The 12,875-nt window shown below is 54.9% G+C and carries 13 protein-coding genes; 6 read left to right on the top strand and 7 right to left on the bottom strand.

From position 1 onward, the window contains the following. The first annotated feature begins 33 nt into the window (after positions 1 to 33). Positions 34 to 3,054: an Rne/Rng family ribonuclease gene (locus BJF95_RS16830; protein WP_075640611.1), complete on the top strand. Its 3,021-nt coding sequence runs from the start codon at positions 34 to 36 to the stop codon at positions 3,052 to 3,054. A gap of 74 nt (positions 3,055 to 3,128) precedes the next feature. Here the strand turns inward: BJF95_RS16830 and BJF95_RS16825 are convergent, their stop codons facing one another. Together BJF95_RS16825 and BJF95_RS16820 are read right to left on the bottom strand one after the other, a co-directional pair. Continuing rightward, positions 3,129 to 3,668 (bottom strand): GNAT family N-acetyltransferase, encoded by a 540-nt coding sequence (locus tag BJF95_RS16825; RefSeq protein WP_075641099.1) that lies wholly within the window; start codon positions 3,666 to 3,668, stop codon positions 3,129 to 3,131. 125 nt (positions 3,669 to 3,793) lie between these two features. Continuing rightward, the gene (locus BJF95_RS16820) at positions 3,794 to 4,957 is read right to left on the bottom strand and encodes a pyridoxal phosphate-dependent aminotransferase (RefSeq protein ID WP_139317544.1); all 1,164 of its coding nucleotides are present in this window, start codon (positions 4,955 to 4,957) and stop codon (positions 3,794 to 3,796) included. A 315-nt stretch (positions 4,958 to 5,272) separates the two neighbouring features. Between BJF95_RS16820 and BJF95_RS16815 the strand changes: the two genes are divergently transcribed. The 5 genes from BJF95_RS16815 (at position 5,273) to aat (ending at position 9,109) form a co-directional block, all read left to right on the top strand. Further along, positions 5,273 to 6,037: a DsbA family protein gene (locus tag BJF95_RS16815; RefSeq protein WP_075640610.1), complete on the top strand. Its 765-nt coding sequence runs from the start codon at positions 5,273 to 5,275 to the stop codon at positions 6,035 to 6,037. Between the two features lie 123 nt (positions 6,038 to 6,160). Beyond that, a complete protein-coding gene (gene aroQ, locus BJF95_RS16810) occupies positions 6,161 to 6,598 on the top strand; it encodes a type II 3-dehydroquinate dehydratase (RefSeq protein WP_075640609.1) in 438 nt (145 codons plus the stop codon). A gap of 25 nt (positions 6,599 to 6,623) precedes the next feature. Continuing rightward, positions 6,624 to 7,097: an acetyl-CoA carboxylase biotin carboxyl carrier protein gene (gene accB / locus BJF95_RS16805; RefSeq protein ID WP_075640608.1), complete on the top strand. Its 474-nt coding sequence runs from the start codon at positions 6,624 to 6,626 to the stop codon at positions 7,095 to 7,097. Between the two features lie 4 nt (positions 7,098 to 7,101). Continuing rightward, positions 7,102 to 8,451 carry an acetyl-CoA carboxylase biotin carboxylase subunit gene (accC, locus tag BJF95_RS16800; protein WP_075640607.1) on the top strand — a complete coding sequence of 450 codons (1,350 nt, stop codon included), beginning with the start codon at positions 7,102 to 7,104 and terminating at the stop codon, positions 8,449 to 8,451. 10 nt (positions 8,452 to 8,461) lie between these two features. Then, positions 8,462 to 9,109, top strand: coding sequence for a leucyl/phenylalanyl-tRNA--protein transferase (gene aat / locus BJF95_RS16795; protein ID WP_075640606.1), 648 nt, complete (start codon positions 8,462 to 8,464; stop codon positions 9,107 to 9,109). 78 nt (positions 9,110 to 9,187) lie between these two features. Here aat and BJF95_RS16790 read toward each other — a convergent pair whose 3' ends face one another. The 5 genes from BJF95_RS16790 to gatB all read right to left on the bottom strand — a co-directional run bounded on the left by BJF95_RS16790 (position 9,188) and on the right by gatB (position 12,782). Next, positions 9,188 to 9,598, bottom strand: a complete 411-nt coding sequence (locus BJF95_RS16790) for a DUF2155 domain-containing protein (protein WP_425348708.1) — start codon at positions 9,596 to 9,598, stop codon at positions 9,188 to 9,190. Positions 9,599 to 9,802: 204 nt separating this feature from the next. Then, positions 9,803 to 10,201: an NADH:ubiquinone oxidoreductase subunit NDUFA12 gene (locus tag BJF95_RS16785; RefSeq protein ID WP_075640604.1), complete on the bottom strand. Its 399-nt coding sequence runs from the start codon at positions 10,199 to 10,201 to the stop codon at positions 9,803 to 9,805. 102 nt (positions 10,202 to 10,303) lie between these two features. Next, positions 10,304 to 10,780, bottom strand: a complete 477-nt coding sequence (locus tag BJF95_RS16780; protein ID WP_075640603.1) for a GNAT family N-acetyltransferase — start codon at positions 10,778 to 10,780, stop codon at positions 10,304 to 10,306. Beyond that, positions 10,777 to 11,274 carry a GNAT family N-acetyltransferase gene (locus BJF95_RS16775; protein ID WP_075640602.1) on the bottom strand — a complete coding sequence of 166 codons (498 nt, stop codon included), beginning with the start codon at positions 11,272 to 11,274 and terminating at the stop codon, positions 10,777 to 10,779. Before BJF95_RS16775 ends, BJF95_RS16780 begins: the two co-directional genes overlap by 4 nt. Before the next feature lie 5 nt (positions 11,275 to 11,279). Further along, complete coding sequence (gatB, locus tag BJF95_RS16770) at positions 11,280 to 12,782, bottom strand: Asp-tRNA(Asn)/Glu-tRNA(Gln) amidotransferase subunit GatB (RefSeq protein ID WP_075641097.1); 1,503 nt, start codon at positions 12,780 to 12,782, stop codon at positions 11,280 to 11,282. Between the last annotated feature and the right edge of the window lie 93 nt (positions 12,783 to 12,875).

The following is a 12,875-nucleotide window of genomic DNA, read 5'->3' as shown; positions in this document are numbered from 1 at the left end:
TCGCCACCGGTCGCGCCGAGGAGCAGAGCTTACATGGCAGACAAAATGCTTATCGACGCGTCTCACGAAGAAGAGACACGCGTCGTTGTCGTACGCGGTAACAGAATTGAAGAATTCGATTTCGAGTCTCAGCACAAGAAACAAATCCGCGGAAATATTTATCTTGCAAAAGTAACACGGGTAGAACCGTCGCTACAGGCCGCCTTTGTTGATTACGGTGGCAACCGCCATGGCTTTTTGGCCTTTGCAGAAATTCATCCTGATTATTACCAGATCCCCCTCGCCGACCGCCAGGCTCTGCTCAGAGCAGAAGCTGAAGAACACGGTCGCAATAACGATGACGGCGATTTTGAACCACGGCCGTCGTCGCGCAAGGGTACTGATCCGGCTGATGCCGAACAGCCAAATATTTCCGACCCTGCTGAATTCGCCAACGAGGCCGAGGAAGTGGCCGGTCTGGCAGCCAAGGAAGAGAAAAGCGCAGCACCTGCGATTTCGATGACTGTGGCAGATATTGCAGAGCAATCAGGGTCGCAATCATCGGAAACTCAAACTTCGGAAGCTGGTGCCTCTGAAGTGCAAGCTGCTGAGGATGCCAAAAGCGTTGAACCCGCTGAAGCTACAGCTGAGGTTGAAGAGACATCCAAGCCAAAAGCGCGGCGTCCGCGCAAGCCGCGGAAAAAGGCAGATGCTGTTGATGCAACGGCGGACGCCCCTGTTGCTGTTGAAAGCGATGAAGGCGGCGAAGACAATAGCTCAACCGGCGGCACCATAGCCGCCATGGTCGATACCGACTCGATTTCCGAAGAGTCAGGTCGTCGCGACCATGACGATGACGACGATGATGACGGCGAAGAAAAAGAAGTGATCGAATCCGTTGGCGCGGAAGACGCCATGGAAGAAGTGCCTGATCGCGTTCGCCGGACACCCCGCAAGCAATATCGCATTCAGGAAGTGATCAAGCGTCGGCAGATTTTGCTGGTGCAGGTCGCAAAGGAAGAGCGCGGCAACAAGGGCGCTGCTCTGACAACCTATCTCTCGCTGGCTGGCCGTTATTCGGTATTGATGCCGAATACTGCTCGTGGCGGCGGCATTTCGCGCAAAATCACCAGCCCTGCAGACCGCAAGCGTCTAAAGGAAGTGGCGCGTGAGCTGGATGTGCCTTTGGGCATGGGCGTCATTTTGCGCACCGCTGGTGCCAACCGCACCAAGGTTGAGGTAAAGCGCGACTTTGAATATTTGATGCGCCTTTGGGAAAATGTGCGTACTCTGACGCTAAGCTCCATGGCACCGTGCCTGGTTTACGAAGAAGGCTCGCTGATCAAGCGCTCTATTCGCGACCTTTATAACAAGGACATCAGCGAAATCATCGTCTCTGGCGAAGAAGGCTATCGTGAAGCGAAAGACTTCATGAAAATGCTGATGCCAAGCCATGCCAAAGTTGTTCAGCCCTACCGCGATATTCATCCGATCTTTGCGCGTTCAGGCATTGAAGCCCAGCTGGACCGGATGTTGCAGCCGCAGGTCACATTGAAGTCGGGTGGCTATATCATCATCAACCAGACAGAAGCGCTGGTGGCCATTGATGTGAACTCGGGTCGCTCGACCCGTGAATATTCCATCGAAGACACGGCCTTGCAGACCAATCTGGAAGCGGCAGAAGAAGTGGCGCGTCAGCTGCGTCTGCGCGACCTTGCCGGTCTGATCGTCATCGACTTCATCGACATGGAAGAAAAGCGCAACAATCGCGCTGTCGAGAAGAAGCTGAAAGATTGCCTCAAAGACGATCGCGCCCGCATTCAGGTCGGCCGGATTTCGCATTTCGGTCTTCTGGAAATGTCGCGTCAGCGCATTCGTGCCAGCGTGCTGGAAAGCACCACGCAGGTCTGCCCACACTGCTCTGGCACCGGCCTGATCCGTTCGCAGTCATCTGTTGCGCTGCATGTTTTGCGCGGTATCGAAGAATTCCTGCTCAAGTGCACAACGCATGACATTTCAGTCCGTACCCTGCCCGAAACGGCATTGTATCTGCTGAACCATAAGCGCAGCACCATCATTGATTATGAAAAGCGCTTTGGCGTGACCATCGTTATTGAGGCTGACGCCAGCGTGGGCCATTCGCATTTCGCGGTCGACAAGGGTGAGCCGGTTGCCAATCCTGTGCGGATTGAAACTCTGATGCCGCTGATTGCAGAGCCGGAAGAGGAAGATCCGATCATCGAGATCGAGGAAGACGAAGACGACGTCGTCGTTGAAGTCGCGTCTCAAACTGCACAGCCTGCTGACACCAACAGCGAAGAAGGTGCCAATCGCAAGCGCAAGCGCCGTCGTCGTCGCCGTGGCAAAAACGGCAACGGCGCCCACGATGAAACCGCCAATGCATCTGCTCAGGACGAAGATGGCGAGTTCGACGCCGAAGGCGATGCTGAAGACAGCACTGAAGAGCGTGCGGAAGGTGTAGAAGCCACCGAAGACAGCGAGAGCCAGCGCCGCAAGCGTCGTCGTCGCGGCAAACGTGGTGGTCGTCGTGGCCGCGATGAAAATGGCGCAACGACGGAAGCTGGTGCCAGCGAAGAAGGCGATGTCGCGGTAAGCGAAGAAGCTGAAACAGAAGCCGAAGCGATGCCAGCGTCTGAAACCGTTGCTGAGGCTGTTGCAGCTGACGTTGCCCCGGTTGAAGCGCTTGCAGCTGACGAGAAGGCTCCGGCAAAACCACGCCGCGCCCGCAAGCCGAAGGCAACAGCCAAAGCCGCACCTGTGGAAGAAGCCGTTTCTGAAACTGTCAATGTTGAAGTTGCTGAACCGACACCTGTGGAAACACCGGTTGAGGTAAAAGTAGAAGCTGCACCAGAGCCGGTGGCACCTGTGGTTGAAGCCGTAGACGTCCCTTCGGACGTTGCAGCGGCTACGCCTAATGAGGCTGAAAAGCCGGTTCGCGCCAATCGCGAGTCCAATGTCGTTGCGTCTGAGCCGGTTGTGACATCCACCGCCAGTTCTGATGAAGCACCCAAGCCCAAAAAGGGCGGTTGGTGGACCAAGCGCGGCTTCCTCTAAGAAGCGTTTATTTTTAAAGAAACGGCCACGCATTGCGTGGCCGTTTTTGTTTGTGCGCTCTGCTGCGTAATCCCTTACAGTGCGCGAAACCGCTGCATGATCACCGCCTCTGATCCCATATAATCTGCATCTGCCATCCAGACGTAACCGTTCTTTTCCGCCACCCGGATTGAAGCAATGTGCTGGGGATCAAAAATACACACCGTTTTCCCCTGCTCAAAATGGTGATCGGCCCATTTCAGCACCTCAGAGACAGCTTCTGTTGCTAGGCCCCGCCCGTGAACGTCCGGCACCAGCACCCAGCCAATTTCAGGAATACCATCAATCGACGGTGTGATCTGCCGCTTGAAATTTGCCAATCCGACCTCGCCGAGAAACGCGCCGGTTTCGCGATCTTCAACTACCCAATATCCAAACCCGAGAGCGTGCCAATGTCCGATATATTGCAAGATGCGTGACCACGATTGCGCAGCCGTTGAGGGCTTTCCGCTGATATACCGCACCACCCGGTCATCCGCCCACATGGCGGCAGATGCCGCATAATCTTCAATTTCGTGGCCGCGCAAACGCAAACGCTGCGTTTCCAGCACAGGCACGATGTCCCTTTGACTCATCACCGTCATATCCACCTCTGGCGTTGTGACACATGGTCTTCTGAAACTGATTCAAGTCGTTCACACAATGATTCAACCTGATCAGAGTTTGAATCCGAAAATCCTCATAACCTTTTGACGATATGTTATAATTTCTCCAACCAATGACCAAGGCGATCGGTTGCCTCCGTCATCTCAGCCAATGTTCCGGCATAGGAAAATCGCATGGCACGGTGGCCATCCAGCGGGTCAAAATCCAGGCCCGGCGTGGCGGCAACATCGGTCTCCAACAGCATTTTTTTGGCAAATGCCATGCTGTCATTGGTAAATCGGCTGACATCAACATAGGCATAAAAAGCACCATCCATCGGCGACAGCAGGGAAAGGCCAATCTCCGGCAGGCGCTTTTGCAAGAAGTCACGATTGGCCTTGCAATCTGCTTTATAGCCTTCCAGCGCCTCACCCGCGCCAAGCGCTGCGGTTGCGGCAATTTGCGACAGCTCCGGTGCCGAAATATAGAGGCTTTGCGCCACGCATTCGACGGCACGCACCACGGATTTTGGCAGCACCATCCAGCCAATGCGCCAGCCAGTCATGCGATAATATTTCGAAAAGGAATTGATGACGATGGCATTGGGCGCAAACTCCACAGCACTTGCCTCATCCACGCCATAGGAGAGCCCGTGGTAAATCTCATCCGAGATAAAGGTGACCTTGTTGTCATCGCACCAACTCGCAAGTCGCTCGAGCGCCTCGCGCCCCGTGACAGTGCCCGTCGGGTTCGCAGGACTTGCCAGCAACACGCCTTTCAGGCGCACGCCAGCGGCGCGCGCTTCGCGCTCCAGACTTTCCGGGGTCAGCGTGTACTGCGTCTCCGGACCCACCGGAACCTCAATCACCACCAATCCCAAGGCCTTCAAAATATTGCGGTAGGCGGGATAGCCGGGCCGGGCAATAGCCACCGCATCGCCCACATCAAACAACGCCAGAAAAGCCAGATTGAACCCGGCTGATGATCCGGTGGTGATCATGATTTGGGCGCTATCCACCGCAGTGCCATGGCGGCTCTGATAGTAATCTGCCAAGCTCCGGCGCAGATCGTCGCGGCCAAGGGCATCCGTGTAGCCAATCTGGCCGGTGCGCAACGCAACTTCCGCCGCCTGAATGGCAGCCTCAGGCGCGCTCGCGCTCGGCTGGCCCACGGCAAGTGAAATAATCGGGCGGCCCGCCGCCTTCATTCGGTTGGCTTCAGCCAAAATATCCATGGCGTGAAAGGGATCAACGGAACTACGGTTGGAGAGAATGACCAAAACAGAACTCTTTCCTGCACTTGAGGGACTTATAAATGCGCATGTCGTGTCTTGCGGTGCCCTGTATTCTATAAATGCACACAGGACACTATCACAGTTTATAGCGGATACGCCTTGTGTGCCTTAACCCGATTCAGGTTCAAACCATTGTGCAAGTGCGCGGTATTCACAAGAATGACGCGATGAATTCCTACTCTTTTCCAGCTTTCCTTGGAAAAGCCTTTAAATTGGCTGGATTGCCAGCAATCCGACTGGCAAACAGGTGCAGAATGGCATCATGTTGCTGACGATGTCGCGCTTTGAAAAAGGACTGATATGAAGACGATTCTCTCCCGCACAGCACTGGCAATCTTGCTGATTGCCACGACAGCGTTTGGTTCATCCGCCTATGCGCTGGATGACAAGCAGAAAGAAGAATTCGGAGCCTTCATCAAAGAATATCTGATCGCGCATCCGGAAGTGCTTCTCGATGCACAGGCCGCTTTGGAGCAAAAGCAGGAAGCCGCGCGTGCGGCCCAAACCACGGCCGCCGTGACACAGAACAAGCAGGAAATTTTCCACTCCAAAGACGATGTCTCGCTTGGCAATCCACAAGGCGACGTCTCCGTCGTCGAGTTCTTTGATTATAATTGCGGCTATTGCCGCCACGCATTGCCCGATATGGAAACAATGCTGAAAAAGGACAAAAACATTCGGTTTGTGCTGAAAGAATTCCCGATTTTGGGGCCGGATTCTGTTGCCGCCCACCGGGTTTCTGACGCCTTCCGGCAACTCGCTCCGGAAAAATACCCGGCCTATTTCCGCTCCATTCTTGGCAGCAACAGCCGCGCAACAGAGCAAAGCGCCATTGACGACGCCGCAGCATTTGGCGTGACGGAAGCCGCCTTGCGCAAGACCATGAAGGCCAACACGGATGACACAAATTTGAAGCAGACCTATGCTTTGGCCCAGAAACTCGCAATCAATGGCACGCCAGCCTATATCATCGGAGATGAGGTCATTTCTGGCGCAATTGGTGCAGAAGCCTTGCAACAAAAGGTTGCCAACGTGCGCGCTTGCGGCAAAACCACCTGCTCGTAACACCAGATAATCGCGCATAGATGCCAATAAATGGGCAAGGTTTGCCCCTCATATGGCGGGGGGGCTTTTCCTCAAAGCCGTGGCAGTCTATAGGGAGCGGTCGAAAACACGACGGAACAAGTGATGAGCAGAACCATTTTCGTGCTGAACGGCCCCAATCTCAATGCACTCGGCAAGCGAGAGCCTGGGATATATGGTGGCAAAACACTGGCGGACATTCACGCCGATTGCTTAAGCTTCGGCGCAGCCCATGACATTGTGGTGGATTTTCGCCAGACAAATCATGAAGGCGTGTTGGTGGATTGGCTCCACGAAGCTGGTGATAGCGCCGTGGGCGTGGCACTCAACGCGGGTGCCTACACCCACACGTCGATCGCCCTTCATGATGCTATTCGCGCCATCTCTGTTCCGGTTGTCGAATTGCATATTTCGAACGTCCATGCCCGGGAAGAATTCCGGCATACATCCATGATAGCCCCCGCCGCCAAGGGTGTCATTTGTGGCTTTGGGCCGCATTCCTACATCCTGGCGCTGCAAGCGCTTGATAACCTCACACGATAAAACAAGAAATTCAGGGATAACCTCCATGGCAGACAAGAAAAACGGCATTGATCAGGCGCTCATTCGCGAACTGGCAAATATTCTCAACGAGACCGATCTGACCGAGATCGAAGTGTCGCAGGACGATGTCAAGATTCGCGTGTCGCGCACAGCACCGCAGCAGATGGTGATGCCGCAGATGCAGGCCTATGCGCAGGCTCCTGCCCCCATGGCGGCGGCTCCTGCAGCCGTTGCAGCGCCCGCTGCTGCCCCTGCCCGCGATCTTTCCAAGGCGGTCACGGCTCCCATGGTTGGCACCGTTTACATGGCGTCGGCTCCCGGTGCACGCCCATTCATCGAAGTCGGCACAATGGTGAAGGAAGGCCAGACGTTGCTGATCATCGAAGCCATGAAGACCATGAACCAGATCCCTTCGCCACGCGCGGGTAAAGTCGTTGAAATTCTGATCGGCGATGCCAGCCCGGTTGAATATGGCGAAGCCATGGTCATTATCGAGTAAGCCCATGCCAGCCATTTCAAAAATCCTCATCGCCAATCGGGGCGAAATCGCCCTTCGCGTTTTACGCGCCTGTAAAGAACTCGGCATCGCTTCTGTTGCCGTGCACTCCACCGCTGACGCCGATGCGATGCATGTGCGCCTGGCGGACGAAAGTGTGTGCATTGGCCCGCCTTCCTCGCGTGACAGCTATCTGAACATTCATCAGATTGTTGCGGCCTGCGAAATCACCGGCGCGGATGCGGTTCACCCCGGCTATGGCTTTTTGTCGGAAAACTCCAAGTTTGCCGATATTCTCGAAGCCCATGGCATCACCTTTATCGGACCGACCGCCGATCACATTCGCCTGATGGGCGACAAGATCACTGCCAAGGAAACCGCAAAGTCGCTGGGTATCCCGGTCGTTCCGGGTTCTGACGGTGAAGTGAAGCCAGAGAATGCCTTGGAAATCGCTAGGGGAATCGGTTTTCCCGTGCTGATCAAGGCCACCGCAGGCGGTGGCGGACGCGGCATGAAGCTGGCGATGAACGAGAGCGAAGTCGAAGAAGCTGTGGCTGCCGCACGTCAGGAAGCCGCTGCATCTTTTGGCAATGACGCCGTCTACATGGAAAAATACCTCGGTCAGCCACGGCATATCGAAATTCAGGTGTTTGGCGATGGCGAAGGCAATGCCATCCACCTTGGCGAACGCGATTGCTCTTTGCAGCGCCGTCACCAGAAGGTTTGGGAAGAAGCAAACTCCCCGGCTTTGGACAATGAGCAACGCATGAAAATTGGCGAAATCTGCGCCGATGCCATGCGCAAGCTCAAATATCGTGGTGCTGGCACCATTGAGTTTCTCTATGAAAACGGCGAGTTCTATTTCATTGAAATGAACACCCGTTTGCAGGTGGAGCATCCGGTCACGGAAGCCATCACCGGCATTGATCTGGTCTATGAGCAGATCCGCGTTGCCTCTGGCGCTGGCCTCTCTGTAACGCAGGATGAAGTGGTGTTTCGTGGCCATGCCATCGAATGCCGCATCAATGCTGAAGATCCCCGCACGTTTACCCCCTCTCCCGGCACCATCACGCATTACCATGCGCCGGGCGGGCTTGGCGTTCGGGTGGATTCGGGCGTGTATGCGGGCTATAAAATTCCGCCCTATTACGACAGCTTGATCGGCAAGCTGATTGTGCATGGGCGCACCCGCGAAGAATGCATGATGCGTCTGCGTCGCGTGCTGGATGAATTCGTGATCGACGGCATCAAAACAACGCTTCCCTTGTTTCAGGATTTGGTCGACAATCCAAGCATCAAGAGCGGCGACTATGACATTCATTGGCTGGAACATTATCTGGCCGATAGCGCAAAATAAGGTGACATAAATGGGCCGAAAACGCAGCAGGAACCCCAGTCTCACGCCGGAGATCCTGCTGCGGGCCTATTCTATCGGTCTGTTTCCCATGGCCGAATCGGCAGACGACCCGGAGATTTTCTGGGTCGAGCCGGAAGTTCGCGGCATCATCCCGCTCAACGATTTCCACATCTCGAAAAGCCTTGCCAAAGCGATCCGGCAAAAGCCGTTTGATATCCGCTTCGATACAGCGTTTGAGCAGGTTCTGGACAAATGCGCCGAACCCGCCCCGGATCGGCCCAGCACCTGGATCAACCAGACAATCCGCGATCTTTACACCGCCCTGTTCCATATGGGCCACGCCCACAGTGTGGAAGCCTATGAGGGCGATGAATTGGTTGGCGGGCTTTATGGTGTATCTCTGGGGGCTGCCTTTTTTGGCGAAAGCATGTTTTCCCGACGCAGCAACGCCTCAAAAATTTCACTGGTCTATCTGGTTGAGAGATTAAAAGCTCAAGGCTTTGTGCTGTTGGATACGCAATTCACCACAGATCACCTCAAGACCTTTGGGGCGATTGATATGCCAAAAGACGTTTATGAGACTGTTTTGCAAGCGGCGATGGCATCAAAGCACCTGCCTTTTCTGACAGCAGACGAGGTGATGTCGCCACCAGCTTGATTGCCCAAATCCTGGTGGATTTCAGGTTGAAACAATGGGGCAGATCAAACTGCGGCAGCGCCAATTGATGATGTACGTTTATTTCGCCGGCTTTGGCACGGTGGACGTTTGCTTGCAGTCTTTCAACCACACGTCATAAATCGGGTGCTCGATGGCATTCAGCGCCGGGCTATCAGCAAACATCCAACCCGAAAAAATCCGTTTGATGTGACGATCAAGGGTGATCTCATCAACCTGCACAAAGCCATCCACGTGCTGGGCTTCGCTATCGTCGCGAGAGTAGCACACCCGAGGTGTGACCTGAAGCGCACCAAACTGCACAGTCTCATTCATGTAGACATCAAATTCGGTAATGCGCCCAGTGATTTTATCGAGACCGGAAAACACTGCAACGGCATTTTCAATCCGGGCAGCCCGCGCAGGCACTGTTGCCATTAAAGATACAGCCGCTCCAACAAAGACCGCTCTCAGCAACCATTTACCCTGCATGACAGACTTCATTCCTAACGGTCTCCGGCATTCAAAAAGCCACTGTGTTTCGGTTCCATGCATCTGTTGTCGCATGTTCCGGTGCTTTACCTTTGAAGGTGATAAGCCATGTGGCAGGCCATGTTGCCTACCGTAACATTGTGGCAAAAGCCGGAAGAGAAAAGCCGCTGGCACGACACCAGCGGCGCACTCAATGATATGTGATCAGGAACCGGGGGTCCATGCATCATAATCGCCTGTCACAGCAGGACGTTCGCCCTTGGCAGCAATCGACCCTTGAGGGCGATAAGCAGCCGCAGTGCCTGTCAAGTTTGCTTGATGAGGCTTTTCCCATGCGCGTGCAACATAGGTTTCCTTGGTGGGTGGCGTATCGGTGCGATAATGCATCCAGCCGTGCCAGCCCGGAGGAATAGCAGAGGCTTCTGCATAGCCCTTATACACAACCCAACGGCGCGGCAGACCAAAGCTGGTCATTGTGCCCTCGTAGTAAATATTGCCCATTTCGTCTTCACCGACGCGCTTTCCATGGCGCCAGGTGAAAAAACGGGTGCCCATTGTCTGGCCATTCCACCAGGTGAAAATCTGCAACAGAAGCTGCTTCATGTCTTATCCTCGGCTCCGCCCGTCACTGCGGCGGCTTTCAATTGTCACTTGCTTATGACGCCTTGGGATGCGCTTGTCCAGAGTTTCAAGACAAACCTCCCCTCATTTCAATTTGATCTTGAAGCCGAAATGGCTCTTTTGAAAGCCAAGTCGCTCGTAAAATCGGTGGGCATCCAACCGGGCGGCATTGGAGGTTAATTGCGCTTTCGCACAGCCCTGTTCTTTGGCCTTTGCGAGACAAAAAGCAATCATCTGCGCACCAATTCCCTGCCCCCGGCAATCGGCCCTCGTCTGCACCGCCTCGATGATCATCGAAGATGAGCCGCGCCCGGTCATGGTGGTGGTAAGCATGGTTTGAAACGTGCCAACCACCGCACCATCTTGCTCGGCAACGTAAAGCGTTTGATTGGCAGAGGCGCAGATTCGCTCGAATGCCGCAACATAATCCGGCAGAGCGGCAGCATCCGTGGTGTCGCCATGACCACCAATGTCGTCAGCCGCAAAAAGCGCAACGATAGCCGGAACATCGATCCGTTGTGCCACCCGGATCACCAGTGCGGAGGTGTCTTTTGCGCTCATACGAGTGGCTTTTCCATCACAATGGCTTCCAGACCACTGTCCGCCACACCGCAATTCTTGATGCGATCAACCTCAACAAAGCCATGGGCTTCATAAAACGCAATCGCCGCCGCATTCTTCGGCTCGACCTCCAGCCGCATGACCTCAGCATCAGGAAAACAGCTTTCCAGCTCGGCAAAAAGATCGCGACCGATTCCCTGACGCTGAAGATCGGGATGAACGTAAAGCTGGCGCAGCAGTGCTGTCTTGGCCATATCCTCGGCCATGAACGCAAATCCCATGCCGCCAATGCGCTTGCCATCATCGGCCACCAGAAATTCACCGCCCTTTTTGGCCAACTTGGCTTTCAGGGCGGCTGGAGAATGCCAGCTATCGGTGATTTCCTGCACCTTGGCGGCACCATAAATGCCGTCATAGGTGGCATGCCAGGTTTCAACCAGAAGCGTGCGCACCTGTTGCAAATCACGCTCGCTGGCGGTGCGCACAAAAAACATCTGGCTTACTCCTCAATACCAAGCTTTGCCTTCACAAGTGCCTGCACGGCCTGCGGATTGGCCTTGCCGCCGGTGGACTTCATGACCTGGCCCACAAACCAGCCAGCCAAGCTTGGCTTTGCCAGCACCTTGGCAACCTGATCCGGGTTGGCGGCAATGATCTCATCCACAGCTTTTTCAATCGCGCCGGTGTCTGTCACCTGCTTCATGCCACGGCTCTCGACGATCTCAGCCGGATCACCACCTTCATTCCAGACAATCTCAAACAGATCCTTGGCGATTTTGCCCGAAATGGTCTCGTTCTTGATCAGGTCGATAATGCCGCCGAGCTGGGCAGGCGAAACAGGAGTCTCTTCAATGCCTTTGCTGGCTTTGTTCAAGGCACCCAAGAGGTCGTTGATCACCCAGTTGGCTGCCGTCTTGCCGTCGCGACCAGCCGCCACAGCCTCGTAATAATCGGCAATGGCCTTTTCAGACACAAGAATCGAGGCATCGTAAACCGACAGGCCAAGGTCTGCGACAAAGCGGGCCTTCTTATCGTCTGGCAGTTCGGGAAGGCCCTTTTTCAGCTCAGCGATATAGGCGTCGTCAAATTCCAAAGGCAGCAGATCAGGATCAGGGAAGTAGCGATAGTCATGCGCATCTTCCTTGGAGCGCATGGAGCGCGTTTCGCCCTTGGCCGCATCAAACAGGCGGGTTTCCTGATCAATCACGCCGCCATCTTCCAGAATGGCAATCTGACGCCGTGCTTCATACTCAATGGCCTGACCGATGAAGCGAATGGAGTTGACGTTCTTGATTTCGCAGCGCGTGCCAAATTCGCCACCGGGCTTGCGCACGGAAACGTTGACGTCGGCGCGCATGGAGCCTTCGTCCATATTGCCATCGCAAGTGCCAAGATAGCGCACAATCGAGCGGAGCTTGGTCATATAGGCCTTGGCTTCATCGGATGAACGCATATCGGGCTTGGAAACGATTTCCATCAGCGCCACGCCAGAGCGATTCAAATCCACATAAGACATGGTAGGATGCTGGTCATGCATCGACTTGCCAGCGTCCTGCTCCAGATGCAGCCGCTCAATGCCGATTTCGATGTCTTCGAAATTGCCCTGACGGTCTGGCCCAAGCGAGATGATGATCTTGCCTTCGCCGACAATCGGGTCTTTGAACTGCGAAATCTGATAGCCCTGCGGCAGGTCAGGATAGAAATAGTTCTTGCGGTCAAAAATCGAGCGCTTGTTGATCTGGGCTTTCAAACCGAGGCCGGTGCGCACAGCCTGAGCTACGCATTCCTCATTGATCACCGGCAACATGCCGGGCATGGCAGCATCCACCAAAGACACGTTGGAGTTTGGCGCATTGCCAAATGTGGTGGATGCGCCGGAAAACAACTTGGAGTTGCTGGTCACTTGCGCATGCACTTCCATGCCGATCACGATTTCCCAGTCGCCGGTGGCGCCGGGGATCAGGCGTTTTGGGTCGGGTGTGCGGGTATCGACAAGGGTCATGACAGGCTCTTCTTCGAGCAATTCCAGCAAAACGCGAGAGCGGCGCTCTGTGAGAGAATTGCGTAAAACAGGGGCTAGAGTGTTGCTGCGATT

The sequence above is a fragment of the Rhizobium oryziradicis genome (assembly GCF_001939045.1).
Lineage (GTDB): Bacteria > Pseudomonadota > Alphaproteobacteria > Rhizobiales > Rhizobiaceae > Allorhizobium > Allorhizobium oryziradicis.
Note: the sequence above shows the minus strand (reverse complement) of the source record. Positions and strands in the feature narration are given on the sequence as shown.

Bases quoted from the DNA above. Each gene is read 5' to 3' on its own strand.
- BJF95_RS16780 (WP_075640603.1), bottom strand. From the start codon at position 10,780: ATGAGCGCAAAAGACACCTCCGCACTGGTGATCCGGGTGGCACAACGG.
- gatB (WP_075641097.1), bottom strand. From the start codon at position 12,782: ATGACCCTTGTCGATACCCGCACACCCGACCCAAAACGCCTGATCCCC.
- BJF95_RS16815 (WP_075640610.1), top strand. From the start codon at position 5,273: ATGAAGACGATTCTCTCCCGCACAGCACTGGCAATCTTGCTGATTGCC.
- aroQ (WP_075640609.1), top strand. From the start codon at position 6,161: ATGAGCAGAACCATTTTCGTGCTGAACGGCCCCAATCTCAATGCACTC.
- BJF95_RS16825 (WP_075641099.1), bottom strand. From the start codon at position 3,668: ATGAGTCAAAGGGACATCGTGCCTGTGCTGGAAACGCAGCGTTTGCGT.
- accB (WP_075640608.1), top strand. From the start codon at position 6,624: ATGGCAGACAAGAAAAACGGCATTGATCAGGCGCTCATTCGCGAACTG.
- BJF95_RS16775 (WP_075640602.1), bottom strand. From the start codon at position 11,274: ATGTTTTTTGTGCGCACCGCCAGCGAGCGTGATTTGCAACAGGTGCGC.
- aat (WP_075640606.1), top strand. From the start codon at position 8,462: ATGGGCCGAAAACGCAGCAGGAACCCCAGTCTCACGCCGGAGATCCTG.
- BJF95_RS16830 (WP_075640611.1), top strand. From the start codon at position 34: ATGGCAGACAAAATGCTTATCGACGCGTCTCACGAAGAAGAGACACGC.
- BJF95_RS16785 (WP_075640604.1), bottom strand. From the start codon at position 10,201: ATGAAGCAGCTTCTGTTGCAGATTTTCACCTGGTGGAATGGCCAGACA.
- accC (WP_075640607.1), top strand. From the start codon at position 7,102: ATGCCAGCCATTTCAAAAATCCTCATCGCCAATCGGGGCGAAATCGCC.
- BJF95_RS16790 (WP_425348708.1), bottom strand. From the start codon at position 9,598: ATGCAGGGTAAATGGTTGCTGAGAGCGGTCTTTGTTGGAGCGGCTGTA.